Consider the following 24,801-nt stretch of genomic DNA (forward strand, 5'->3'; position numbering starts at 1 on the left):
AAGGTTCAAGCCATGGGCCGCGCGAGGCCGCCCTCGAGCAGCATTCGCAGTCGGCCCGCCTCGTCGACCGCCGCGACAGCGCCGCACTGGACGACGTCACCCTCCTGTCTGGGGCTCAGCGCCTTCAATGACAGCCTCACCGGTGCATCCGTCCTGCCCACCAGGCCCCGGTCGAAGGTGGCTCGCCCCATCTGCACAGGCGCGAAGACGACGCTCGACACCCCCTCCACATGCATCGCGCTCAGCCGCATCGCCGCATCCAGGACGAGGGCGGGCACGCTGCCCCCCGCCTCTTCTCGCCGCGCGGGCAGCCCCATGCTCGCGAAGCGCGCCGAGCGCTCCAGGCGGATGTCCTCCAGGCAGTCGAACATCTTGCGCAGCTCGATGGGCCCTCCCAGGGCGCAGTGCGGGTCCTCCGCGGACAGGCCGCGTCCCGAGGACGTCGTCGCATCGAGCCCCGGCATGCTCCGGGGTGGCTGGGCCGACAACGTGAAGCGGGCCTCCGCGAAGACGAGGTCTCTTTCGAGCACCACGCCGGAGGCATGGACGATGTCGCCCAGCAGCTTCACCCTCACGCAGTGCCGGCCGGGCTCGTCGATGAGCTGGGTGCACTCGGCCCTCAAGGCCTGACGCCCGCCAGTCTTCACCCGGATGAAGCGCGAGAACTTCACGTCCTCCATGGTGACGGTGCGCAGCTCCGGTCGCCCGTCTCCCACCGCGGCGCGCAGCATCAAGTCCAGCGCCCAGGCCCCGGGCAGCGTGGGCGTGCCTCGGATGAGGTGGTCCTCCAGGCACGGCACGCTCGCGGCATCGACCACGAGGTCCCTCAGCACGGCGGACGGCTTCGACGGTGGCGGGGACTCCGCGGGAAGCAGCTCCAGGCCGTAGTAGGAACGCTCGCTCTCGGTGAGCTGGACGTGGATGGACTCGCGCGAGGGACCCTCGAGGAGTTGCAGGAACAGCGCCTCGCCCTCCTCCGCTCGAATCCCTCGCAGCTTCCGGGTGGCGCCGAGCACGCGGTACTCGGAGCCTCGCGTCATTCCGATTCCATCCCAGGCCAGCCAGCCCACGCTGCACCAGGGCGTCCCTGGCTGGGCGTCACTGACCCAGGCGCACAGGCGGTCCAGTGCCTCATTCGCCGCGCCGTAGTCCGCCTGCCCGTCGTTGCCGATGAAGCTGAACGCGGACGTGAGGACGTGGAAGGGCACGGGCCGCTCGAAGCGGCTCGCGCAGGCGGCGTGCAGGTTGCGCAGCCCGAGCAGCTTCGTGTCCAGGTTCGTGCGCAGCTCCGCGAGTCGCCGACGGTTGAGCTTCTTGGACGTCTGCGTGCCCGCTCCATGGACCACCAGGTCCAGGCGTCGGTGCTCCCGGGTGAGTTCGTCCATCACCCGCGCCACGTCGCCCGGGCTGGTGACGTCCGCGACGCGGTAGACCATGCGGCCTGGAAGCCTGGCGAGGCCCACCAGCGTGGACCGCAGCTCCCGGACCGCGAGGTACCGCTCGAAGCGCGCGCGCAGCTCGGGCATCCGCGTGCCCGGCTTCGCCGCCAGCTCCGACGCGTAGAACTCCCGCTCCAGTCCGGGGAGCTGCTCCTCGGAGGCGTGGAGCACCCGCTCGGGCGCGGCTTCCGGGTCGCTGCGCCCCAGGAGCACCACCGTGCAGCCGTACCGCTTCAGGAGCGCGCCGGCGAGCACCGCCGTGACACCTCGTCCGCCGCCTGTCAGCAGCACCACGGAGCTGGAGTCGAGCGTGGACGCACCCGACGCCGGAGTGGCGGAGGGGCGAAGTCGACGCACGCACCGCGTCTCTCCATCGAAGCAGACCTCGACCGAGCAAGCGTCCTCCTCTTGCGAGCTCAGCTCGGCCAGGGCCTGCTCCAAGGCCTCCGACAAGCCGCGCTTTGAGGTCGCGATGGCGCGAACGTTTCGCGCCGGGACTTCGCGAGCAATCGACTTGAGCATGCCGGCGAACAGACCGGTCATCGGGTGCAGGACGCGCCGCGGGCCCACGCCGCCCACGCACAGGCTCGCCAGCGTGACTTCGCCGGCGAGGAGCTGCTCATAGGAACGGCGGGCGGCGAGGAAGAGCAGCTCCAGCGCCTCGTGGCGCAGCGCCGTGTCGGAGACCACCTCCGCCTCGCGTGCGTCAGGTTCGGTTCGACCGACGGCGAGGATGAGCTGGGGCGAGAAGCCCAGCGCCTCCAGCGCCGCCTCGGCGGTCTCCTCGCGGGTCAGGTCGATGCCGCGAACCTGTCCCGTGGACTTCGCCTCGCCGGCGAAGAGCACGAGGAAGTCAGGCCCGAACAGTCGGCGTGCCTGGGGCTCCAGCTCATGGGCCAGCGCTTCATCCCCCGCGATGACGAGGACGCGCCGCCCCTCGCGCCGCACGGGCCGCGACGAGCGCGCCGGTTGCTCCACGAGCACCGGCGAGTAGTAGCCAATGGGCGCGGCGTGGTCGAAGCCACTGGATGAATCCTCGGCGGCGACCTGCTCGGTCGTCGACTTCACGGCCTGCGTGGACGACGGAGAAGGGAGCTGAGGCTCCAATCGCGAGTGACTCGCTGCTTCCTGACGTGCGTGCCCTTCCGGCAGAAGCTGAAGCTCCAGGCGGGAGCCGCTGGCGGCATCCGGATGGAACCGCAGCGTGGCGGGACGTCCTTCAGCGGCGGCCCGCACCGCGAGCAGGACCTCCAGGCTCTCTTGCGCCGAATGAGGAGGCAGCACGTGGCTGGCTCCAGCTCGCGAGTCCCTGGCCTCCGACATCTGGAGGCGGCACAGCACCTTCAGGTCCCGCCGCGCGGCCTTCTCGGCCGTGGTGACAGCCAGGAGCATCAGCCCCTCTTCCGGCTGCGACCCACTCGCGACGGCCCCCGGTCGGAGCACGTGCGCGCCGCCCACGAGCACCAGCTCGAACCCCGTCTCCAGGACCCCTCGCGCGGCCTTCAGCGCGGCGGCCAGTGAAGCCCCGCCTGCATCGACCACGAAGTTGGGGCCCTTCACATCCAGCGCTCCCGCCACCCGCCCCGGCGTGACGTTCGCCATCATCCCTTGCAGCGTGTAGGGCCCGGATGGGCGCAGCGAGCCAAGCACCACGTCGTGGAAGCGCTCCGCCAGCGGCAACAAGGCAGCCTGGTCTGGAGCCCGCAGGACACGCTCTCGCAGCTTGCGACGAATGGACGCGGCCAGCACGCGCTGGATGGCCTCCACTCCTCGGCGCGTCTTGCCTTCAAGCCCGAGCACGAGGGCCGTTCCCGCGCGCAGGTCGTCGAAGCCCTTCAGCTTCTGGACGAGCGCACTGGCGGCGGTCAGCGCGAGCCCCTGCGTCAGGTCCATGTCCTCGGCGATGTCCGGCAACAGCCGCAGCGAAGACGGCAGCCGGAAGGCCGAGGCATCGAAGCGCGCCCCCACTTCGGAAGGCACACCGACACCCGGCAGGCCGCTCGCATCCGGGAACACTCCCTCGGCGGCCACCACCACCAGCTCGCCGAGCGGGGCCGTGCGGACCGAGGCGCTCGGCGTAACGCGCCCGCTTCGATACTCCTCGAGCACCAGGTGCGCGTTCGTTCCCCCGAAGCCGAAGCCATTCGTGGCGGCACGACGAGGATGCTCGCCATTCTCGGGCCAGGGCTGTTCGTTCAGACTCACCTCGAAGTCGGGCCCCAGCGCTCGCAGCTCCGCGCCAGGTCGCTCGAAGTTCGCCTGCCGGGGAATGAGCCGGTGCTCCAGCGCCTTGCACAGCTTGATGACCGAGGCCGCGCCCGCCGCCCAGCCCACGTGACCAATCAACGCCTTCACGCTCGCGAGCTGGATGCCCTGGCGCTTGCCACCGAAGACCTTCGCAATCGACTTCAGCTCGGTGGCATCTCCCGCCGGCGTGGCCGTGCCGTGCGCCTCCAGGTATTGGATGGTGGCCGGGTCGATGTCGGCCGCCGCGTAGCACGCCTTCATCGCGGACACCTGGCCCTCGACGCGCGGAACGTTCGCCGAGCTGCTGCGCCCGTCACTGGACAGCCCGGTGCCCCGGACGATGGCGCGCACCGGAAGCCCCGCGGAGAGCGCGTCCGACAGCCGCATCAGCCCGACGACGCCCGCGCCTTCTCCGAAGATGACTCCATCCGCCCGCTCGTCGAACGGACGACTCCCCGTCCCCGAGAGCCCGTTGAACTGGGAGAAGAGACAGCTGTTGCCAGGACCCGGCGAGAAGACTCCGCCGGCCAGCACCAGGTCCGCGTCTCCCTGCTGGAGCGACTTCATCCCCAGCGCGATGGCATAGAGCGATGACGCGCACGCGGCATCGAGCAACACCGTCGAGACACCCCGTCCAACGACGTCCGTCACCACCGCCTGAAGCGTGGGATGCGGCGCCAGCTCGGAAGAGCGGGACTCCACTCCCATCACCGAGCGCGCCGCGTGTGACAGCAACGCGAGGTCAGCCCCTCGCATCCCGTCCGCGCGAAGGAGGGCCTCTCCCGCTTCCAGGCTGAGCGCCGCGTCGTACTCGGCCGACCCTTCCGCCGTGGAGCCGAGCAGACACTGGATGCGCTCGGGTGAGCGCGCGGCGATGGCCTCCAGCCCCGCCATCCCCTGTGCGAGCGCGATGGCCAGGAGCTTCTGCTCCCGGACGTACCGCTGGAAGCGCACGGGGTCGACACCTCGCGGAGCCACCAGGTCCGCGTCTCGCACCGTGCCCGTGAGGAGCGTGTAGGCGCGGTCCGGCGTTCCCGTGGGTCCCACGAAGTCGGTGACCAGGGAGGGGTCGCTCGCTCCCGGGTCGATGATGCCGCTCACGCCCTGGCGGATGTTCCGCCAGTAGGCCTCGGGGTCCGACGCGCCCCCCGGAAACAGACACCCGAGCGAGACGATGGCGACCTCCGGTGCCGCCCCCGTCGCCTCATCATGAGCCGGCACCACGGGGACCGAGTCCGAGGGCAGCATCCCGGCGATGGCGCTCAGCTCGGTGAGCGCGGTCGACGGGAGGACGCGCTGGACGATGCGCGCCAGTCGTCCCTCCGTTCCGCAGTCCAGGAAGCGGGTGCAGCCCGAGCGCGACAACCACTCCACCGCGCCCTGGAAGTCGAAGGGGTGGACCAGGTGCGACGCGAGCGCGTCCGCCAGCTCCCCCGGCGCTCCGGTGTAGACGCGTCGCTCGATGGGCGAATAGATGGGCCCCCGAGGTGGCCGCATCTCGACACGCGCGAGCGCGGCACGAAACGCCTCCGCCGCGCTCCGCAGTCCGGGATGGTGGAACGGATACCGGCTGACCACGAAGGTGAAGCCCTGTCCGCGCTGCTCCAGGTGGGAGCGGAGCCGCTCCAGCTCCGCGCGCGCCCCCGCCACCACGGTCTGCTTCGCGTGGTTGCGGCCCGCGATGACCAGCCCCGCCGCGCCACAGTCCGCGATGGCCCGCGACGTCTCCGCCTCACCCAGCGCGACGGCGGCGAGCGTTCCCAGGTCGTCCGACACCTTCAGGAGCGCCTGGCTGCGCAGGCACACCACCTCCGCGCCCCCTCGCAGGTCCATGGCCCCGGCCGCCGTCATCGCGGCGATCTCCCCGAAGCTGTGGCCCACGAAGATGTCGGCGGCCCGTCCCTCGCGCATCAGCCACCGCGCTCCGAGCACGCCCACCAGGAAGATGCCGAGCTGGTCCAACCGGGGCGACTGCTCCAGCGCACGCCGCACCTCGTCCGCATCCCGGGCCGCGAGCAAGGGCCCCGCCTCGAACCCGTATCGCCGTGCCACCTCCTCGACCGCCGCGAGCTCGCCCCGCAGCTCCGGCTGAAGGAGCCGCAGCCGCGCGAACAGCCCGGGCTCGAACGAGCCCTGTCCCGCGAACAGGAACGCGGTGGCACCGGCGGGCAGCGCCAAGTCAGGCGCTTCTTCCCGAGCAGTCCGCGCGGGCGTCGGCGCGAGTTCCACCAGACGAGGCGAGCCCAACGTGGCCGGGTCCGCGAGGAGCTGCCTGGCCAAAGCTCGGACGCTCTCGGAGAACAGCTCCGACATGGAGGTGCCACCCTTGAGCGCGCGCTCACGGAAGCTCAGCGGCGCCACGGACTCCGACATCCCGGCCAGGGTCTCGAAGCCCAGCCGGAACGAGTCAGGGAACGGGCAGAGGGCGCCGGTCTGCTTGTCGGCGCAGAGCACCGTCTGGTAGCCGCAGGCCACGGGCGTGCCGTCCTGCTTCAATGTCCGGAAGCAGTAGCGGACCGACACCTCGCCCCACTCCTCGAACGACGTCAGCACCACCAATCGGTCGCCCAGGTTCGCGGGCGCGAGGTTGCGCGAGTACCCCTCATACGTGAGCAGGAGCACGCGGTCGAAGTCGCGGCGGAACTCCGGCACCTCGAAGAAGTGAGGCCCGAAGAGCAGGTGCTCGCGGCCCGCGCACTGGAACTTGAAGTTGGTGAGGAAGTGATGGCTCCCGTAGGCCATCGTGTCATCGAAATGGATGACGTACGGGACAGCGAAGTAACCCATGGCGTTCTCCCCTTTCGAAGGCGTTCAGGAATCCAGGGCGAGCAGCGCCCGCACGTCGTGTCCGTTGGAAGGCCGCTGGCCGGCGGGCAACAAGCCATCCACCGTGCTGGAGAGCCCGCCGTCCACCACCCAGACGGCGCCGTTCACCCGCTGCGTCTTCGACCCCAGCAGGAGCTCCGTCACGTCGGCCACGTCCTCCGCCGTGCAGAGCTGTCCGCCCGGAGTGGCCCCCTCCCAGCGCGCGACACGCCCAGGAGCGTTGGGGAACATCCCCAGCAGCTCGCCGTGCACCGGCCCGGCCGACACGCAGTTGGTGCGGATGCCCTCGGGAGCCAGCTCCGCGGCCAGGTAGCGCGTGAGGGACTCGACTCCGGCCTTCACCACGCCCTGGCAGCCCAGGTCATGCATGTACCGCTGGGACATGGACGTGGACATCGTGACGATGGCCCCGCCGCCCCGCCGTGCCATCAGCGGACGCGCGCGCATGGCGCACTCGTAGGTGCCGGTGACGCAGGTGCGGAACGCCTTGTCCCAGTCGCGCGGAGAAATCCGGTCGAACGGCCCGATCAAGCCGTTGGACGCATTGCACACCAGGAAGTCCAGCCCGCCGAACTGCTCGGAGATGGCGGCGAACAGCCGCTCCAGGTGCTCCTCCTGCGCGACGGAACCCCACAGGTGCAGCGCCTTGCCCCCCGCCGCGACAATCTCCTGGGCCGTCCGCTCCCCTTCATCTCGGGAGTGGAACGAGTTCACCACCACCGTCGCGCCCGCGCTGGCCAGCCGCATGGCGATGACCTTGCCAATGCCCTTGCCCGAGCCCGTGACGAGCGCGACCTTCCCCTCGAAGGGAAGCCGGGCCACCGCGGGCGGAGGCGCGGCTCGCACAGGCTGCTCCACCGCATGAGGAGGCGCGCTCACCGCGCCTCGCGATATGCGAATCGCCTCGCACAGCGCGGAGAGCGTCCGCAGTCGCTGGGAGGGCTTGGGCCCTACCTCCAGCCCCAGCTCCTTGACGAGCACCGCCATCACCTCCGCCTGCTTGACGGAGTCGATGCCCAGCTCATCCTCCAGGTCCGCCTCCAGCGTCAGCAACTCCAACGGATAGCGGGTGGCCCGGGCGAACACGGCACGCACCTGGGCTTCGAGGTCCGAAGAAGTCGCGGGCGAGGCAGGCGCCACGGGGGGACGGGGGGCGACACCACCCGACGGGGGAGCGACCTCCAGCGCCGCGACGGGAGCCGGCGCCACCTCCGCCAGCAGCTCCGCCACACGCTCGGAGATGGCGCCCAGCGTCCGAGCCTTCGCGCCACGTGGCAGCCGCTCCACCGGAAGATTGAATTCCCGCGCCACGACGGCGGCAATCTCGGCGAGCTTCACGGAGTCGATGCCGAGCTCGTCCTCGAGGTGGGCCTCGGCGGTGAGGATATCGAGCGGATACCGCGTGACGCTCGCCGCGCAACGACGAATCTGCTCCAGGACCTGCACAGGCGAACGAGTGCCCTGCTGGAATGACGGGGACATGGTGAACCCTCACAATTCGAGAACCGCATGGAGATCAATAAGCCACGTGCGTTGTGCACCATGGGTCTGACATTGCTTCGCGACCCGGCTCAGGCGACCCAAAAGACAGTCATGAGCGACTTCGCTCGGGAATAAATCCTCGCGAGCGAGACGACCAACAGCAGGCTCCAGCTTGAGCAGGTCGCGGAATTCCTCACGCAAACGGGCTCACTCCGGACCTTCCTCCACCACCATGGCCAGCCATGTCCATGCGGGGGTGACAGGAATCAACAGGCGGGGTTCAATCCACCGCACAAAACACAGACATCGCGAGAACCAAGGGCTCTCACGACAGGTAACGCGACAAGAAATCGCCGGGGTGATATCGCGCACGGGCCCCGCACTGGAGTGGGGCCGCGTGCGTTCTGCGGGGTGTGGGAGAGGGCCGAGGCGCCTAGCGCTTTGAAATCTGCTCACGCATGCGCTCTTCCTGCGCACGCAGCTCCGGCGTGAACTCCGCGCCAAAGTCCTCCATCTCGAAGACCTGGCGGATTTCAATCTCCGACTCGCCGGGCATCGGGTTCGGGCAGCGCTTCACCCACTCGATGGCCTCTTCCTTCGACTTCACCTGCCACAGCCAGAAGCCGGCCACCAACTCCTTCGTCTCCGCGAACGGGCCGTCAATCACGGTCCGGCTCGTCCCGGAGAAGCGCACGCGCGCGCCCTTGGAGCTGGGGTGGAGTCCCTCGCCCGCGAGGAGGATGCCCGCCTTCACCAGCTCCTCGTTGTACTTCCCCATCTCGGCCATCAGCTTCTCGTCCGGCGGTGCTCCCGATTCCGAGTCCTTCGTCGCCTTGACCAGCACCATGAATCGCATGTCGTTCTCCTTCAGGTTCCTGGGGTTCGTACGTGCCCGTTGTCCCGGGCTCTACTTCTTCGTCGAACAGACTCGCGGGAGATCGACACGGCCTTTTTATTTTCCGAAGGCCGGCGTCAAACCCGCGAAATGACAGGCCGTCCTTGCCCGTCCTCGAAGAAAATGGGGCGCGCTCCGCCGGAAATCACGAAGCCGGTCGCTCGCCCGGTCCACGGGCGCGAAGGAAAACGAAAAGAATGGAATGACCCGAAAAAGTGGGCGGTCCGCTCTCTTCGGTTTCCCCCAAGCCGAAAGGCAGACGCCATGCAGCTTCCAGGACACCTCTCCCGGGCGACATTTACCGCCCTGGTGGCCTTCGTCACCCTGCTCAGCACCCTGCTTCCCACGTCCGCCTTCGCGGCGGACCGAGGGGCCTGGGCTCCCAACACGCAGTACACCGTGGGCGACATCGCCTCCTATGGAGGCAAGGCCTACGACTGCCGTCAGTCCCATCATTCCCTCGTGGGCTGGGAGCCGCCCAACGTCCTGGCCTTGTGGCTGGAGCGTACGGGGAATCCGCAGCCCGACACGCAGGTCCCCTCCACACCCGCTTCACTCACCTCCACCGCGAAGACCTTCGACAGCGTGTCGCTGTCCTGGGGCGCGTCCACGGACAACGTGGGCGTCACCGGCTACGAGGTCTTCGTCAACGGAGGCGCCACCGCGTCCGCGTCCACGGCCGGGACCACCAGCGTCACCGTGACGGGCCTCGCGGAGAACACCACGTACACCTTCACCGTGAAGGCGCGTGACGCCGCGGGCAACCGCTCCTCCGCGAGCACCGCGCACAGCGTGACGACGTCGCCCCGCCCGGCGAACGACACGGTGGCGCCCTCCACTCCCACAAGCCTCACCTCCACCAGCGTGAGCAGCAGCAGCGTGTCGCTGGCCTGGGGCGCGTCCACGGACAACGTCGGCGTCACGGGCTACGAGGTCTTCGTCAATGGAAGTGCGTCCGCGTCCGCCAGCACCACGGGCGCCACCAGCGTCACGGTGACGGGGCTGGCCGCGAACACGACGTACACGTTCACCGTGAAGGCGCGGGACGCCGCAGGCAACCGCTCGTCGGCGAGCAACAGCATCTCCGCGACGACGACGGGGACGCAGCCGGTGGGAAACAAGCTGCTGGTCGGCTACTGGCACAACTTCGACAACGGCTCGACGAACATCCGGCTGCGCGACATCTCCGCGAAGTTCAACGTCATCCAGGTCGCGTTCGCCGAGCCCGTGGGCGGCGCCGGCTCCGGCAACATGGCCTTCACGCCGTACAACTCCAGCGTCGCGGACTTCAAGGCGGACGTCGCCCTGCTCAAGAGCCAGGGGCGCAAGGTGCTCATCTCCATCGGCGGAGCCAACGGCACGGTGCACCTGGATGACGCCGCCGCCCGGCAGAACTTCGTCACCACCATGCAGGGCCTCATCGACACCTATGGCTTCGACGGGTTCGACCTGGACCTGGAGGGCAGCTCGCTCTCCCTCAATGGCGGCGACACGGACTTCCGCACTCCCACCACGCCGCGAATCACGAACCTCATCCAGGCCACCCGCCAGCTGCTCAACCAGAATGGCTCCGGCTTCATCCTGACCATGGCGCCGGAGACGGCCTATGTGCAGGGTGGCATGGCGGCCTACGGCGGCCCCTGGGGTGCGTACCTGCCCGTCATCTACGCGCTGCGCGACAGGCTCACGTACCTGCACGTGCAGCACTACAACACCGGGACTGTCACGGCGCTTGACGGCCGGGCTTACGCGCAGAGCACGCCGGACTTCCACGTCGCCATGGCGGAGATGCTGCTGCGCGGCTTCCCCGTGGGAGGCAACAGCAGCGCGATATTCCCCGCGCTCCGGCCTGAGCAGATTCTCATCGGCCTGCCCTCTTCGCCGCAGGCGGCGGGTGGCGGGTACACCACGCCGGCCAATGTGCACAAGGCGCTCGACTACCTCATCAAGGGCCAGTCCTTCGGTGGGACCTACGTCCTGCGCAACACCGCGGGCTACCCGGGCTTCAAGGGCCTGATGACCTGGTCCATCAACTGGGACAAGTTCACGAACTTCGAGTTCTCCAACAGCCACCGCGCGTACCTGGACACCTACCCGTAGCCACGCCCCTACAGGCCCGGCGCAGGCGAGCATTGCGCCGGGTCCTCCAACGGAGCTAGGGAGGCGGTCCTCGTATGTCCGCGACCGCCGACCTGCTCGAAACCATCCAGGAGGAAGCGCGCCCGGAGACCTGGTCCGCCGGCATGGGCCTGGCTCGTGCCGGCGCCGTCTCGGTGCAGTCCGTCGGCGAGGAGGAGACGGTGCTGCGCGTGCGCGCCACCGGCCGCCCCGCGCCGGTGACGACCGTCCTCTATCCCGAGGACGAAATCTGGGAGTGCGACTGCAAGGGGAAGGCGGACCCGTGCGAGCACGTGGTGGCCGCGGCCCTCTTCCTCCACCACTCCACGCAGAAGGGCACGCCGCCCCGCCCCGCCGCCCCCGCGCGTCCCCCTGCCCGTCCGCCCGTTTCCGCTCCTGCGCGCGCGACAGCCCCGTCCGCCCCACGTCCCGGCGCCGCGCCGAAGCCGGAGCGGATGGTGTACCGCTTCAAGCGCGTGGACGGCGGACTCCAGCTCGAGCGGCTGGTGGTCCGTCCCGACAACACGGCGCGACTCCTGGCGCGCAGCCTGTCCTCGCTGCTGACGAACCCCGTGGAGGCCGCTCGCATCCAGGTGGAGCCGTGCGACCGCGTCGCCGACGCGCTGCTCGCGAAGCCCACGCGCGGCGCCCTGCCTCCGGAGCGACTGGAGGCGCTGCTGCGCGCGCTGGAGCCCGCGCGCACGGTGCTCTTCGATGGAAACCTGGTCTCGATATCCAGCGAGCTGCTCCTGCCTCGCGTCACCGTGGAGGACCGGGGCGAGCAGACGGTGCTGAAGGTGGACCGGGACCCGCGCATCACCGAAGTCGTCAGCCCCGGCGTCGCGGTGGGCGGAGGCATCCTCTTCCGCATGGGCGAGCAGTCGCTCACCGGCTCGCGGCTGGAGAACCTGCCCCAGGAGCGCGTCTTCTCGCCCGACCAGATGGGCGACCTCACGGGCAAGGTGCTGCCGGAGATGGCCCGGCGCCTGCCCGTGGACGTGAAGAGCCAGCGGCTGCCGCGCATCGACCGCACGCTCAAGCCGCGCATCTCACTGGAGCTGGACGCGCTGGGCACGGGGCTCTCCGTGCTGCCCACGCTCGTGTACGGCTCACCGCCCACGGTGCGCATCGACAACGGGCGCATGGTGTACCTCACCGGCGCGGTGCCCGTGCGCAACGAGGCCGCGGAGCAGCAGCTCATCCACGGCCTGCGCGACGAGCTGAACATGGTCCCCGGTCGCCGGGTGACGGTGCAGGGCCAGGAGGCCTTGCAGCTCGCTGACAAGCTGCGGCGCTGGCGGGGCGGGCTCACCGGGGACGCGGCGCGCTTCGTCAGCCCGGACGTGAAGCTGCGCCCCATGCTCGACGTGAAGGCGAGCACCACCGAGGCGGGGGCCCCGCGCGTGGACTTCTCCTTCGACTTCCAGGTGGAGGGCGCGGGACCGGATGCGCCGCGCACGGTGGACGCGGGCGCGGTGATGAAGGCGTGGGAAGAAGGGCTCGGACTGGTGCCGCTTCAGGGCGGCGGGTGGGCGCCGCTGCCCACCGCATGGCTGAAGTCGCATGGCCAGCGTGTGACGGACCTCTTGGCGGCGCGCGGCTCGGATGGTCGGCTCGCCAACCACGCCATCCCCCAGCTCACGGACCTGTGCGAGGCGCTGGAGCATCCGTCCCCTCCCGGCCTGGAGCGGCTGGCGCCCCTGGTGCAGGGCTTCGAGAAGCTCCCCGACCCGAGGCTCCCGGCGGACCTCACGGCGACGCTGCGGCCGTATCAGCTCCAGGGCGTGAGCTGGCTCACCTTCTTGCGTCAGGCGGGCCTGGGCGGAGTGCTCGCGGACGACATGGGTCTGGGCAAGACGCTGCAGACCATCTGCATGGTGGGCAAGGGCACGCTCGTCGTCGCGCCCACCAGCGTGCTCCCCAACTGGCACGCGGAGGTGAAGCGCTTCCGTCCCTCGCTGAAGGTGTCCGTGTACCACGGCCCCGGACGCTCCCTGGACGAGACGGCCGACGTGACGCTCACCACCTATGCGCTGATGCGCCTGGACGCGGAGGTGCTCGGCGCGAAGACGTGGGACATGGTGGTGCTCGACGAGGCCCAGGCCATCAAGAATCCCGACAGTCAGGTGGCGCGCGCGGCATACGGACTGGAGGCGACGTTCCGACTGGCGCTCAGCGGCACGCCCATCGAGAACCGGCTGGAGGAGCTGTGGAGCCTGATGCACTTCACCAACCAGGGGCTGCTTGGCGGGCGCAAGGAGTTCGAGGAGCGCTGGGCCCGTCCCGTCGGTGACAACCACAAGGGCGCCGCCGAGCGACTGCGCGCGCGCATCCGTCCCTTCGTGCTGCGCAGGCTCAAGCGCGACGTGGCCCCGGAGCTTCCGCCGCGCACGGAGTCCGTGCGGCACGTGACGCTCAGCGAGCACGAGCGCGCCGTCTACGACGCGGTGTACTCCGCCACCCGCGAGGAGGTGGTGTCCCAGCTGGAGGCGGGCGGCAGCGTGCTCAAGGCGCTGGAGGCCCTGCTGCGGCTTCGTCAGGCGGCGTGCCATCCCGCGCTCGTCCCGGGGCAGCACGCGAAGACGTCGTCGAAGGTCCAGGCGCTCCTGGAGGCGCTCGGCACGGCGGTGGCGGACGGACACAAGGCGCTCGTCTTCTCGCAGTGGACGTCCATGCTGGACCTCATCGAGCCAGCGCTGAAGGAAGCGGACATCGGCTTCATCCGACTGGACGGAAGCACGTCCAATCGCGGCGCCGTGGCGGAGTCCTTCCAGGACCCGAAGGGTCCGCCGGTGATGCTCATCTCGCTGAAGGCGGGCGCCACGGGGCTGAATCTCACGGCGGCGGACCACGTGTTCCTGGTGGACCCGTGGTGGAACCCCTCCGTGGAGAATCAGGCCGCGGACCGCGCGCATCGAATCGGCCAGCAGCGCCCCGTCATGGTGTACCGGCTGGTGTCCCAGGGCACGGTGGAGGAGAAGATCCTCACGCTCCAGGACAAGAAGCGCGCGCTGTTCGAGTCGGCGCTGGGTGGAGGAGCCTCGGGTGGCGCCGCCATCACCCGCGCGGACCTGATGCAGCTGCTCGACTGAACGGCTCTGGGCTCCGCCAGGAACTGGCGCCGCACCGAGCCCGGCTCCACGGCTTCATCGATAACCGTGAGTGATTGATGAGCACCTGATTAGTTCCCTCCGGAACTCATGAGGACCCGGTACGGTGTGAGGCACACGCAGGAAGAAGGAGGCCTCATGAAGTCGCTCCAGGCCATGGTCGCCGCCATCATCTTCGGAGTCCTCGTCCATCCGCTTGTCGGGGCAGTGGCCAAGCGCCTCGGCGACGCCCACGTCCATGGACATGACGCGTTCAACGTCATCCCCCTCACCGTCGTCCCGCTGGTCGTCCTGGTCGGCGTGGGAGTCATCGTCGCCGACCTGGCGCCCAGGAGGCCCTCCGTGAAGTGGGGACTCTGGACGGGTGCCATCAGCGCGCCCGCGCTGGCGCTGGCCGCGCAGCTCTACGCCTGGGAATCGGTGGGCAGGGACCCCTACGTCGTCATCACCTTCATGTTCATCCCCACCTGTGCGGCACTGGCCTCGGGAGCATTGGCGTTGGTCGCCATGTTCTTGCGCTGGGCCTGTGGGGGTTTCCTGGACGAGGCCCGCCCCCCTCGGACCGCATAGGGAGCCCGGTAAGGAGTGCCCGTTGCACGAAGGCAGAAAGGGGACTCATGAAATCGCTTCTCGCACTGGTCGCCGCCGCGCTCTTCAGCGTCATCGTCAATCCACTGAGCGTGGGGCTGGGCCGCCTCTTCCTCGGCGTCGGTCCCCAGAACATGAGCGCCATGCCCATGCTCATCCCGTATGTCGCCGTCCCGTTGGTCGGCTTCATCGCGCTGGGAGTCGCCGTCGCCCACGGCGTCCCCAGAACGCCCCCTGTGAGGTGGGGACTCGTCACGGGCGCCGTCAGCGCCCCTGTGCTGACCCTGGCCGGACAGGTCTATGCCTGGGCCCAGGTGCACACCGATGCCCAGGCACCCATTGCCCTCCTCTTCGTGCCCCTCTACGCGTCCATGGCCTCGGGAATCCTGGCGGTGGTCGCCATCCTTGTCCGATGGCTGATAGGGCGGTGGCGGGGCCCCCTTCACCGCACCCGGGTCGTCTAGGGGCGCCTGTCCGTCAGCACAGCGCTTCAACCACGGGCTCCGTCGGTTGGAGCCTGTTCCTCCACGCCTTCCGGCATCAGATTCGATAGGACGCCCGGAGGAGCGTCCCTCATGAGTCGACCCCGCCGTCTCCACATCCCAGGCAGCTCCAGCGACACCCGGGCAGGCTTCGTCCGCGTCCGCGGTGCCCGCGAGCACAACCTGAAGCACGTGGACGTGGACCTGCCCCGCGATGCCCTGGTCGTCTTCACGGGCGTCTCCGGCTCCGGCAAGTCCTCCCTGGCCTTTGGGACGCTCTATGCCGAGGCCCAGCGGCGCTACTTCGAATCCGTGGCCCCGTACGCTCGGCGCCTCATCGACCAGGCAGGCATCCCCGAGGTGGACGCCATCGAGGGCCTTCCCCCCGCCGTCGCGCTCCAGCAACACCGGGGCGCTCCCACGACACGCTCATCGGTGGGAAGCGTGACGACGCTGTCGAACTCCCTGCGCCTCCTGTACTCGCGCGCCGGCACCTATCCACCGAACCAGCCCCACCTCGACTCCGACGCCTTCTCTCCCAACACACCGGCGGGAGCATGCCCGAACTGTCACGGCCTGGGCCGCGTCTACGAGGTGACGGAGCGCTCGCTGGTGCCAGATGACTCGCTCACCATTCGCGAGCGGGCCATCGCCGGGTGGCCGCCCGCGTGGCACGGGCAGAACCTGCGCGACATCCTGGTGACGCTTGGCTACGACGTGGACACGCCGTGGCGGGACCTGCCCCGGAAGGACCGCGACTGGATTCTCTTCACGGACGAGCAGCCCACCGTCCCGGTGTACGCGGGCTTCACCCCCGCGGAGACGCGTCAGGCCCTCAAGCGCAAGACAGCTCCCAGCTACATGGGCACCTTCACCAGCGCCCGGAAGTACGTGCTCCAGGCCTTCGCCACGACGCAGAGCCCGCTCATCAAGAAGCGCGTGTCGCGCTACATGGAGAGCGGCGAGTGCCGCGTCTGCCACGGCAAACGCCTGCGCACCGAGTCCCTGTCCGTCACCTTCGCCGGGCTGGACTTCGGAGAGCTGTCACGCCTGCCGCTCAAGCGCGTCGCCACCCTGCTCCAGCCCTATGCGGACGGGACGGCCTCCGCGCTGAAGAAGCTCACGCGAGAGCACCCCGAGAAGGCGCTCGTCACGGAGCGCATCGCCAGGGATTTGGTGGAGCGACTGGACGTTCTCTTGGAGCTGGGCCTCGGCTATCTCTCGTTGGAGCGCTCCACGCCCACGCTCTCCCCGGGTGAGCTGCAACGGCTCCGGCTGGCCACGCAGGTGCGCTCCAACCTGTTCGGCGTGGTGTACGTGCTGGACGAGCCCTCCGCGGGCCTGCATCCCGCCGACACGCAGGCGCTGCTCAAGGCGCTCGACTCGCTGAAGGGCTCCGGCAACTCGCTGTTCGTCGTGGAGCACGAGGTGGACGTCATCCGCCACGCGGACTGGGTCATCGACGTGGGCCCCGCCGCCGGAGAGCAGGGCGGCCAGATTCTCTACAGCGGCCCGCTGGACGGGCTGAAGGGCGTTGAGGCGTCCCAGACGCGGCGCTACCTCTTCGAGGCCGAGGCCCCGCGTCCTAGACCTCCGCGCACGCCCAAGGGGTGGCTGCGCCTGCGAGGCGTCGCCCGAAACAACCTGCACGGCCTGAACGCCGACTTTCCGCTGGGCGTCTTCACCACCGTGACGGGCATCTCCGGCTCCGGCAAGTCGAGCCTGGTGAGCCAGGTGCTGGTGGAGCTGGTGGCCGCGCACCTGGGCCACGAGCCTCCCGAGGACGAGGAGGAGGGCGAGCTCCTGGAGCGCTCCGAGGTGCTGACCACGGGCGGTCGAATCACCGAGGGACTGGAGGACATCCACCGGATGGTGCGCGTGGACCAGAAGCCCATCGGCCGCACGCCGCGCTCCAACCTGGCGACGTACACGGGCCTGTTCGACCATGTCCGCAAGCTCTTCGCCGCGACCCCCGCGGCCAGGTCTCGCAAGTACGACGCCGGCCGCTTCTCCTTCAACGTGGCCAAGGGTCGCTGCGAGACGTGCGAGGGCGAGGGCTTCGTGAGCGTGGAGCTGCTGTTCCTGCCCAGCGTCTACGCGCCCTGCCCCACCTGCCACGGTGCCCGCTACAACGCGAAGACGCTGGAGATCCGCTACCGGGGGAAGAACATCGCCGACGTGCTGGGCATGACGGTGGACGCGGCCCATGCGTTCTTCACCGAGGAGCCCCACGTCCACCGCGCCCTGGGCGTCCTGCGCGAGGTGGGCCTGGGCTACCTGCGCCTGGGCCAGCCCGCGACGGAGCTGTCCGGCGGCGAGGCCCAGCGCATCAAACTGGCCACGGAGCTGCAACGCACCCAGCGAGGCCACTCGCTCTACGTCCTGGACGAGCCCACCACGGGCCTGCACCCCGCGGACGTGGACAAGCTGATGGCGCAGCTCGATGGGCTCGTGGAGGCGGGCAACACCGTCATCCTCGTCGAGCACGACATGCGCGTCGTCGCCGCGAGCGACTGGGTCATCGACCTGGGGCCCGGTGCCGGGGACGAAGGGGGCCACATCGTCGCGGCGGGGACACCCGCGCAGGTCGCCGCCTCATCGAAGAGCCGCACCGCGCCATTCCTCGCACTAGGATGACCGTCTCCACACGCCCTCACGGGCGGAGGTGACGGCACATGAGACGCTGGCTCGCACGACTCTCCATCGCGTTGTTCCTGCTCCTGGGTTGCGACCCGGCGGACCCCATCAAGCCCGGCCGTCCCTCCACCGGTGACGACGCGGGCACCCAGACGCCCCCGCTCATCAAGAGCGCCAAGCGCGGCCTCGCCTTCGACCTGGCGACGCCCGAGGACCTGGCGGCCGTCTCTCCAGGCGTGAGCTGGTGGTACAACTGGAGCCCCCGGCCTCACACCAACGTGCCGACGGACTTCCGCACCCGCTACGGCATGGACTTCATCCCCATGCTCTGGAACGGCGACTTCGACGCCGCGCGCATCGAGACGATGCTCCGGGACAGTCCCCACATCGAGTACCTGCTGCTGCTCAACGAGCCGAACCTGAGGGACCAGGCGAACATGACGCCGCAGGCCGCCGCGCGGCTGTGGCCCCGGTACGAGAGCATCGCCACCAACACGGGTGTGAAGCTGGTGGGCCCGGCGATGAACTGGGGCACGGTGTCGGGTTACCAGGACCCCGTGGTCTGGCTGGATGCCTTCTTCGCCACGTACCGCGCGGAGAACGGCAACCGAGAGCCGCGCATCGATTACCTGGCGTTCCACTGGTACGACTACGGGCTCGACGGCCAGCTCAACCGCCTGACGAAGTACGGCAAGCCCTTCTGGGTCACCGAGTTCGCCAACTGCCACCAGCAGCAGGACGGCGCGCAGATTGACTCGGTCGCCAAGGCGAAGGCGCAGATGACGGAGATGGTGGCCGTCTGCGAGCGCCGCTCGGACGTGTTCCGCTACGCGTGGTTCACCGGACGGTGGACCAATGACCCGTGCTTCGCGAGTCTCTTGGGCGCGAACGGCGTCCTGAACGAGTTGGGCAAGCACTACATCGCCCTGCCCACGACGCCCTGAGGCGGGACAGCGCACCACCGGGCCCGTGGGAGGAGGCCCGGTGCGAGGGAGGCACTACCGATTCGTGAGCAGCGTGACGGACTCGTACTTGCTGCCCTGGAGCTGGAAGGCGCCGGGGGCCGACGTGTCCTTCTCCAGCTGCTCCTGCACGCCCTTGGGGAGCTGCGCGTAGAGGTCCTGCCCCAGCAGTTGCTCGAGCTGGTCCACCGGCACGCGCGAGGACTCCAGCAGCGGGACGATGGCGTCCTTCTTCGAGGGCCCGTCCTTCACGTTGGGCACCAGGTACGCGAACATCGTCACGTTGCCGTTGGGCAGCTCCAGCAGCACCGTCTTGAAGTTGTGCGTGGGCACGCCAATCTTGCGGTCCCTGGCGCCCGTCGTCTCCACCGACTCCGGAGGCAGCGGCTTGCCGTCCGCGTCCAGGAACAGGTTGCCGGTCATGATGTGCGCCTTGCCGCCGGTCTCCTTCACCAGGTCCGTCACGGCCCGCTCCAGCGTCTTCCACACCTGCTGGTTGTGGTTGCCGTACTGGGGGGCGATGTTGGTCATCTGGTGACTCTCGTCCATCGCCTCCTGGTTGGGAGAGTCGTCGGCGGCCTTCATGTGCCCGCGGTCGAAGCCCGTGTGGTCGTAGTCGGAGGTCGAGACGCCGTTGCCTCCCAGCGACGGGTCCCTCACGAAGGTGCTCTTCGTGCGGTTCACCTCGGCGGGCGTCTCCTTGATGTCGGCGGCGGACAGCAGGTAGCTCACGAAGGTGGGGAGGTTCTTCCCCTCGTCCAGCATCACTCGCGAGTACTGCTTCACCAGCTCCAGCCCCTTGCCCTCGCCGCCCGTGGGACGCAGCGGGTCCACTTCTCCGGCGGACTCCGCGACGCGGCTCTGGAAGGTGGCCATCTGCTGGTCCGGCACCCACCGCGTGCCGTCCACCTGGTTGGCCTTGGACTTCTGGATGTAGGCCGCCAGCTCGTCCTGGGTGACCTTGCCGTCGCTGTTGCCACCCAGGAGGTCGGCGCGCTTCGCCAGCCCGTCCTGCCACTTGGAGTCGAAGGCATCCACGTCCACGGGCGCGCCGCCGCCCTTGGCGAGCTTCGCGTCCACCGCGGCCCGGCCCTGCTGGAGCGCCGTGGAGGTGAGATAGCGACCGTCGGTGGGCGCGGCGAGGTAGGCCTCGATTTCCGCCGCGGACACCTGGCCATTGCCTCCGCGCGTCTTGGCGCCCGCCGCGTCCGCCGCCTTCAGCAGCCCGGTCTCCCAGCTCTGCTCCGTCCAGCCGAACTTCGCCTGGAGCTCGGAGATGGGCACCTCGCGAGCGGCGGAGCGGTTCCAGCTGCCCCCCTTCGGCGTCACGGCGTTGGTGGACGCGGTGTCCGCCGGGGCGACCGTGGTGGGCGGGGTGCTGACACGAGCAGTGGGTCGCAGCGTCGTCATGCGGAAGACATCCTTGGGCCGCCCAGGAGAGGAACGGAGTGAGGCCCTGGTAGAGCTATGGTCGGTTGCGAGCGACACCGGGTTGCGTCATCGCCCCACCTTTTTTCTAGAAACTTGAGATCACGGCTTCTTCGCCGGGGAGCCTGGGACGGAGCGTGCGTCCGCCTTCGCCTGTTGGAGCGTTCCCACAATACGGGCCTCGGCCTGGAGGCGCTCCACGTAGTCCGCCGGGAGGCCGGAGCGCTCGGCGGCGAGGGCCACGGTGATGAGGAAGGCCTCGCTGATGGGGCCCTGCGCGGGAGGGCCACCGCGAGCTGGCGCGGTGAAGGCGTGGGCGGAGAGGACGGCGCCGGTGGCGGTGCGCACCTTGACGGGCCGGGACGTGGTGGCCTCGGCGAGCACCGGCTCCAGCCGGCTCACGGCGTCCCACGTCTCCGCTGACACGCGCCGCAGCAGTCCGGGGAGGGATTTGCCCGGGGCGTCCACCAGCCGGGCCACCTTGCCGCCCCAGGCGAGCGAGGGCACGTCGTAGACGACGTCCACGTCGAGTGCCTCGGCCAGTTCTCCCTCCGGCAACGTGGGCGCGGAGGGCAGGCCCGGCAGGCGCTCACGCGCTGTCGCGGGGGACAGGTCGACGGAGAAGGCGAACCACGGACGCGGAGCTGGAGTACCTGCGGACATGGCATCGAGTCTCGACGGGCGATGACCTGGGGACAAGCCCCTGGGGGTGCGCGCCGGCCGCCGGGGATTCGGGGGCCGGCGGCTTCACGTCCAGGCGGACGTCACTCCTTGGCGGTGGTCCGGTTGGCCGCCAGCTCGATGACGTTGACCATCAGGTCCTTGACCCGGCGCGGCTTCTCGCCGCCGTTGTCGCGGAGGATGAGGTCGATGTCGTCTCCGGGCTCGTGGTACTCGGGGATGAGGTCGCCGCCGCCCTTGGGATTGGACAGGCCCTCGAAGAGGAAGAGGACGTCCTCGCCCTTGCGGCCGAAGACGGCGCCATCCTGGCGGTCCCGGTACACGTTGATGTCGCGGTTGATGCGGTCGAACGGGTCCGCGAGCTGCGCGTTGGCCTGGTCCACCACGTCACGGAAGTAGTTGGCCTGGCCCCTGCGGTCGGTGTCCACGACGGACAGGCGCTGGTCGTCCCAGCGACCCACCATGTCCACGTTGACGACGCCGGAGATCTGCTCCGTGCTCAGCCCCGGAATCGGGTGGTCGACGAAGTACTGCGAGCCGACCAGGCCCTTCTCCTCGGCGCCCGTCCAGATGAAGAGGATGGAGCGGTCCAACTCGCCGCGCTTCTGCGCCTCGGCCAGCTCCGGCACCGCCGCCATCAGCACCGCGCTGCCGGACGCGTTGTCGTCCGCGCCGTTGTGGATGTTGCCGCGACGGTCCGTGCCCACGTGGTCCAGGTGGGCCATCACCACGATGACCTCGTCCTTGTGCGGCCCGGTGCCGGGCAGCAGCGCCATCGTGTTCACCGCCTGGCCGGACTCCGTGGCCAGCGCGCGCAGCTCTTCCACGCTGCGCAGCCCACCACCGCGAGCGGGCGTGAGGGGCTGCCCCTCGGCCTTCATCGTGCTCTCGTACTTCTTGTTGAGCATCTCCAGCGTCTCGCGGGGCATCCCATCCTCCAGGTAGAACCCCTCCTGGAAGAGCTGGTGGCCGAACTCCTTGTGCTCCGCGTGGTCGTGCGCCCGCGCATCCCCCGTCGCCGCCGCTTCCGGCTTTCCAACGAAGGAGAACACGTCGAACTTCTGCTGGAAGGGGTTCTCCGGGTTGTTGCTGTTGGGGCCCACGAGGCCGTACTTCTGGACATGCGCCTGCACGTACGCGGAGGCCGCATCGAGTCCCGCCGACGGGCTGTCGCGGCCCTGGAGCTCATCCGAGGCGAGGTACGCGATGTGCGTCATCGGGTCCGAGTCGGTGATGGACGGCTCGGGCTTCGGCTCGGGCGTGGGCTCGACGGGGCCGGGCTCCGGCAGCGGGTTCGTCGGGACCTGGGGGTCCGTGGGGAGCTGCGGCAGCGGCAGGGGCAGCGGGTTCGTCGGCACCTGGGGGTCCGTGGGGAGCTGCGGCAGCGGCAGGGGCAGCGGATTCGTCGGGACCTGGGGGTCCGTCGGAAGCTGCGGCAGCGGCAGGGGCAGCGGGTTCGTCGGCACCTGCGGCGCCGGAGGCTTGGGCAGCGGCAGGGGCAGGGACACCGGGGGCTTGGGGAGCGGCAGCGGCTGGGCCTTGCCCGGCTCGAAGCAGTCCTTGTTCCACTTCAGGTCGGGCGTGGTGACCTTGTTCGGCGTCTCCGAGGGAGCCTTCGTGGCCGGGGTTCGCGTCGTCGTGGTCGGCAGAGGACGAGGCGTATCGCTGATCTTGGAGGCCATGGTGGGGGATCCCGATGGAGAGCACGAACGGCGCGCTTCAGGATTATCGCCCCGGGGGAGTTCAAGGTTGCGAGAAGGTTTCACTTCCCCGTGATTTCAGTGCCTTGTCTCAGCGATGTATCACCGGCGGTGGATCTGCCGGCGTCCGGGACGCTCGCCTGGTGTGGCGGCTAGCGACGCTTGACGGCGACAAAGGTGTCGTACGGCGTCCCCTCCAGGGTGCGCGTCTCCAAGCGGGCGTCGAGCCCCACCTCGTCGAAGAGGCGCAGCCACGTCGCCCTCGAAAAGAGGCCATGCAGGTGCACGTCGTGGACGGAGCGGACGCTGCCGTCACGCTCCTTCAGCAACATCGCGAAGTGGGTCTCCGAGGTCGCGCTCCCCGGCTTCGTCGGCAACGTCCACATGAGGTAGCGCAGCGAGCGGGAGCCCCGCCCCGGCACCTCGGGCTCGTCGCCTCCTTCGGTGATTGAACCCGGCTCGAAGCTCTCCTGCGTCGCATCCGGGGCCACCACGACGACGCCACCCGGGCGCAGGTGCATGGCCGCCGTCTCCAGCGCCGCGCGCAGGTCCGCCTCCGTGGTCATGTACTCGACGGCGTCATGGATGAACACGGCGTCGAACTCGCGGCCCAGGCGCACGGTCCGCATGTCACCGGGCAGGTGCTCGCACTCGGGATTGAGCTCGCGGCTGTGCTTGCGCATGCCCTCCGAGGGTTCCACCAGCGTGAGCTGGAAGTCGTGCTTGAGGAAGCTGGCGTTGTTGCCACCCCCGCTGCCCAGCTCCAGCAGCGTCACCAACGGGCCCGTCGCGCCCGCCCGCAGCAGGCGGAGGTACTCGGACGCCTCCTCCGCGTAGTCGCTCGGGGGAGAGACCAGGGGCCACCACTCGGCCAGTTCGTCATAGAGCTTCATGGTCAGCGCTCCGTTCGTACCGACGGGTTCAGCGGTGATGGACCTCGGCCTGCGGCCACTTGGAGTCCTCGGCCTTCCCGTCCGTTGACGTAGGTGATGGGAGCGCGCGCCAGCTCGTCGAGGTCCATGTCGTCGAGGCAGTTGACCTTGACGGTGTAGAACTTCCCCAGGTCCGTGTCGTCACCCCAGCCAAAGGAGTGCACCCCGCAGCGCTTGCAGAACAGGTGATGGAGCTGCTTGGTGTGGAACTGGTACTCGGTGAGCTCGGACTCACCCGACAGGAGGCGGAAGTCCTCGGGACCGATGACGACGTGCCACAGCCGCGCCTTGGTGCAGATGGAGCAGTTGCACTTGTAGGTGCCCTGGCTCAGGTCGACGTCCGCTTCGTAGCGGACGGCCCCGCAGTGACAGCTTCCAACGTACGTCTTCTTCACGTGTGACGCTCCTCAGGAGCCCGGCCCATCCAGCGATGGAGCAGACCACGGGCGCGGCCTGATGCAACGCCTGGTTTGCGCCAGGGAGCTCCGCGGCCCACGCGGGTGACACTCCTCGAAACGTCGCCATTCCAGCGGCGAGGTGGCCCCCGGGGGCAGGCGTCGCGCACGCGTCATTTGAAGTGGGCGCTCCGCGTCCCTAGGGTGCCGCGTCCGGTCCGGAGCCCCTTCCGGCCACGCCGCCACGCCATGGACCTCACCCTCTGGGCAACGTTCACCCTGACCATGACCCTCTTCGCCATCACTCCCGGCCCCGCCGTGTTGCTGGTGGTCTCCCAAGCGATGTCGCGGGGCTTTCGCGCCGGGATGAGCGCCGCGCTGGGCATCCAGGCCGGCAACGCCGTGTACTTCCTCATCTCCGTCGCGGGCCTCGGCGCGGCGCTGGCGGCCTCCCCCTTCGCGTTCTATGGCATCCGCTATGCGGGCGCGGCCTACCTCGTCTACCTGGGCGTGAGGACGCTGCTCGCCGCGAAGCACACCCTGTCGCTGGAGCAGCGTCCGAAGCCGCCCCTGTGGCGCGGGGCCTTCGTGCAGGGCTTCGCGAAGCAGCTGGCCAACCCCAAGTCCATCCTGTTCTTCGGCTCACTGCTCCCGCAGTTCATCCACCCGGGTCCTCACGCGGGCTTGCAGTTCGCCGTGTATGGCATCTCCTGCATCGTCGTGGAGGTGCCGGTGCTCGCCGTCTACGCTTGGCTGGGTGTGGCCGGAGGTCGCGTCTCCAGCTCACCTCGTGCCCTGGTCTGGCGTGAGCGCCTGTCAGGCCTGGCGCTCATCGGCATCGGCGCGGTGCTCGCCACGATGAGGCCGCAAGCCTGATGC

Annotated in this window: 15 protein-coding genes; 7 read left to right on the plus strand and 8 right to left on the minus strand. The window is 69.4% G+C overall.

All coding sequences use genetic code 11. The features are described from left to right. Window positions 1–5: 5 nt before the first annotated feature. From LZ199_RS05945 to LZ199_RS05955, 3 genes are all read right to left on the minus strand, one after another. A complete protein-coding gene (locus LZ199_RS05945) occupies window positions 6–6,473 on the minus strand; it encodes a type I polyketide synthase (protein ID WP_253992665.1) in 6,468 nt (2,155 codons plus the stop codon). A 24-nt stretch (window positions 6,474–6,497) separates the two neighbouring features. Further along, window positions 6,498–7,994, minus strand: a complete 1,497-nt coding sequence (locus tag LZ199_RS05950) for an SDR family oxidoreductase (protein ID WP_253992666.1) — start codon at window positions 7,992–7,994, stop codon at window positions 6,498–6,500. Window positions 7,995–8,427: 433 nt separating this feature from the next. Continuing rightward, window positions 8,428–8,850, minus strand: coding sequence for a YciI family protein (locus tag LZ199_RS05955; protein ID WP_253992667.1), 423 nt, complete (start codon window positions 8,848–8,850; stop codon window positions 8,428–8,430). A gap of 303 nt (window positions 8,851–9,153) precedes the next feature. On the opposite strand from LZ199_RS05955, the gene LZ199_RS05960 reads away from it, so the two are divergent. The 6 genes from LZ199_RS05960 (at window position 9,154) to LZ199_RS05985 (ending at window position 18,768) form a co-directional block, all read left to right on the plus strand. After that, window positions 9,154–10,989, plus strand: coding sequence for a fibronectin type III domain-containing protein (locus tag LZ199_RS05960; RefSeq protein WP_253992668.1), 1,836 nt, complete (start codon window positions 9,154–9,156; stop codon window positions 10,987–10,989). Window positions 10,990–11,063: 74 nt separating this feature from the next. Continuing rightward, the gene (locus tag LZ199_RS05965) at window positions 11,064–14,099 is read left to right on the plus strand and encodes a DEAD/DEAH box helicase (RefSeq protein ID WP_253992669.1); all 3,036 of its coding nucleotides are present in this window, start codon (window positions 11,064–11,066) and stop codon (window positions 14,097–14,099) included. A gap of 156 nt (window positions 14,100–14,255) precedes the next feature. Next, window positions 14,256–14,687, plus strand: a complete 432-nt coding sequence (locus LZ199_RS05970) for a hypothetical protein (RefSeq protein ID WP_253992670.1) — start codon at window positions 14,256–14,258, stop codon at window positions 14,685–14,687. 47 nt (window positions 14,688–14,734) lie between these two features. Then, entirely contained in the window at window positions 14,735–15,169 is a 435-nt protein-coding gene (locus tag LZ199_RS05975) for a hypothetical protein (RefSeq protein WP_253992671.1), read from the plus strand. A 111-nt stretch (window positions 15,170–15,280) separates the two neighbouring features. Further along, complete coding sequence (uvrA, locus tag LZ199_RS05980; RefSeq protein WP_253992672.1) at window positions 15,281–17,824, plus strand: excinuclease ABC subunit UvrA; 2,544 nt, start codon at window positions 15,281–15,283, stop codon at window positions 17,822–17,824. Between the two features lie 38 nt (window positions 17,825–17,862). After that, entirely contained in the window at window positions 17,863–18,768 is a 906-nt protein-coding gene (locus LZ199_RS05985; RefSeq protein WP_253992673.1) for a glycoside hydrolase family protein, read from the plus strand. A gap of 54 nt (window positions 18,769–18,822) precedes the next feature. Here LZ199_RS05985 and LZ199_RS05990 read toward each other — a convergent pair whose 3' ends face one another. From LZ199_RS05990 to LZ199_RS06010, 5 genes are all read right to left on the minus strand, one after another. Continuing rightward, a complete protein-coding gene (locus tag LZ199_RS05990; protein WP_253992674.1) occupies window positions 18,823–20,196 on the minus strand; it encodes a DNA/RNA non-specific endonuclease in 1,374 nt (457 codons plus the stop codon). Between the two features lie 120 nt (window positions 20,197–20,316). Next, window positions 20,317–20,877 (minus strand): gamma-glutamylcyclotransferase, encoded by a 561-nt coding sequence (locus tag LZ199_RS05995; RefSeq protein WP_253992675.1) that lies wholly within the window; start codon window positions 20,875–20,877, stop codon window positions 20,317–20,319. Between the two features lie 101 nt (window positions 20,878–20,978). Beyond that, window positions 20,979–22,577, minus strand: coding sequence for a M28 family metallopeptidase (locus LZ199_RS06000; RefSeq protein WP_253992676.1), 1,599 nt, complete (start codon window positions 22,575–22,577; stop codon window positions 20,979–20,981). 170 nt (window positions 22,578–22,747) lie between these two features. Further along, window positions 22,748–23,488 (minus strand): class I SAM-dependent methyltransferase, encoded by a 741-nt coding sequence (locus LZ199_RS06005; protein WP_253992677.1) that lies wholly within the window; start codon window positions 23,486–23,488, stop codon window positions 22,748–22,750. A 2-nt stretch (window positions 23,489–23,490) separates the two neighbouring features. After that, window positions 23,491–23,922, minus strand: a complete 432-nt coding sequence (locus tag LZ199_RS06010) for a GFA family protein (RefSeq protein ID WP_253992678.1) — start codon at window positions 23,920–23,922, stop codon at window positions 23,491–23,493. Window positions 23,923–24,171: 249 nt separating this feature from the next. Here LZ199_RS06010 and LZ199_RS06015 point away from each other — a divergent pair, with 249 nt between their 5' ends. Next, window positions 24,172–24,798, plus strand: a complete 627-nt coding sequence (locus LZ199_RS06015; RefSeq protein ID WP_253992679.1) for a LysE family translocator — start codon at window positions 24,172–24,174, stop codon at window positions 24,796–24,798. The last annotated feature ends 3 nt before the right edge of the window (window positions 24,799–24,801 follow it).

Origin of the sequence: Myxococcus qinghaiensis (genome assembly GCF_024198215.1) — a bacterium.
Taxonomy (GTDB): domain Bacteria; phylum Myxococcota; class Myxococcia; order Myxococcales; family Myxococcaceae; genus Myxococcus; species Myxococcus qinghaiensis.

Excerpts from the sequence above, each read along its gene's own strand:
- LZ199_RS05990 (WP_253992674.1), bottom strand. The coding sequence starts at position 20,196 with ATGACGACGCTGCGACCCACTGCTCGTGTCAGCACCCCGCCCACCACG.
- LZ199_RS05970 (WP_253992670.1), top strand. The coding sequence starts at position 14,256 with ATGAAGTCGCTCCAGGCCATGGTCGCCGCCATCATCTTCGGAGTCCTC.
- LZ199_RS05985 (WP_253992673.1), top strand. The coding sequence starts at position 17,863 with ATGAGACGCTGGCTCGCACGACTCTCCATCGCGTTGTTCCTGCTCCTG.
- LZ199_RS05995 (WP_253992675.1), bottom strand. The coding sequence starts at position 20,877 with ATGTCCGCAGGTACTCCAGCTCCGCGTCCGTGGTTCGCCTTCTCCGTC.
- LZ199_RS05945 (WP_253992665.1), bottom strand. The coding sequence starts at position 6,473 with ATGGGTTACTTCGCTGTCCCGTACGTCATCCATTTCGATGACACGATG.
- LZ199_RS05965 (WP_253992669.1), top strand. The coding sequence starts at position 11,064 with ATGTCCGCGACCGCCGACCTGCTCGAAACCATCCAGGAGGAAGCGCGC.
- LZ199_RS06015 (WP_253992679.1), top strand. The coding sequence starts at position 24,172 with ATGGACCTCACCCTCTGGGCAACGTTCACCCTGACCATGACCCTCTTC.
- LZ199_RS06000 (WP_253992676.1), bottom strand. The coding sequence starts at position 22,577 with ATGGCCTCCAAGATCAGCGATACGCCTCGTCCTCTGCCGACCACGACG.
- LZ199_RS05955 (WP_253992667.1), bottom strand. The coding sequence starts at position 8,850 with ATGCGATTCATGGTGCTGGTCAAGGCGACGAAGGACTCGGAATCGGGA.
- LZ199_RS05950 (WP_253992666.1), bottom strand. The coding sequence starts at position 7,994 with ATGTCCCCGTCATTCCAGCAGGGCACTCGTTCGCCTGTGCAGGTCCTG.
- LZ199_RS05975 (WP_253992671.1), top strand. The coding sequence starts at position 14,735 with ATGAAATCGCTTCTCGCACTGGTCGCCGCCGCGCTCTTCAGCGTCATC.
- LZ199_RS06005 (WP_253992677.1), bottom strand. The coding sequence starts at position 23,488 with ATGAAGCTCTATGACGAACTGGCCGAGTGGTGGCCCCTGGTCTCTCCC.
- uvrA (WP_253992672.1), top strand. The coding sequence starts at position 15,281 with ATGAGTCGACCCCGCCGTCTCCACATCCCAGGCAGCTCCAGCGACACC.
- LZ199_RS05960 (WP_253992668.1), top strand. The coding sequence starts at position 9,154 with ATGCAGCTTCCAGGACACCTCTCCCGGGCGACATTTACCGCCCTGGTG.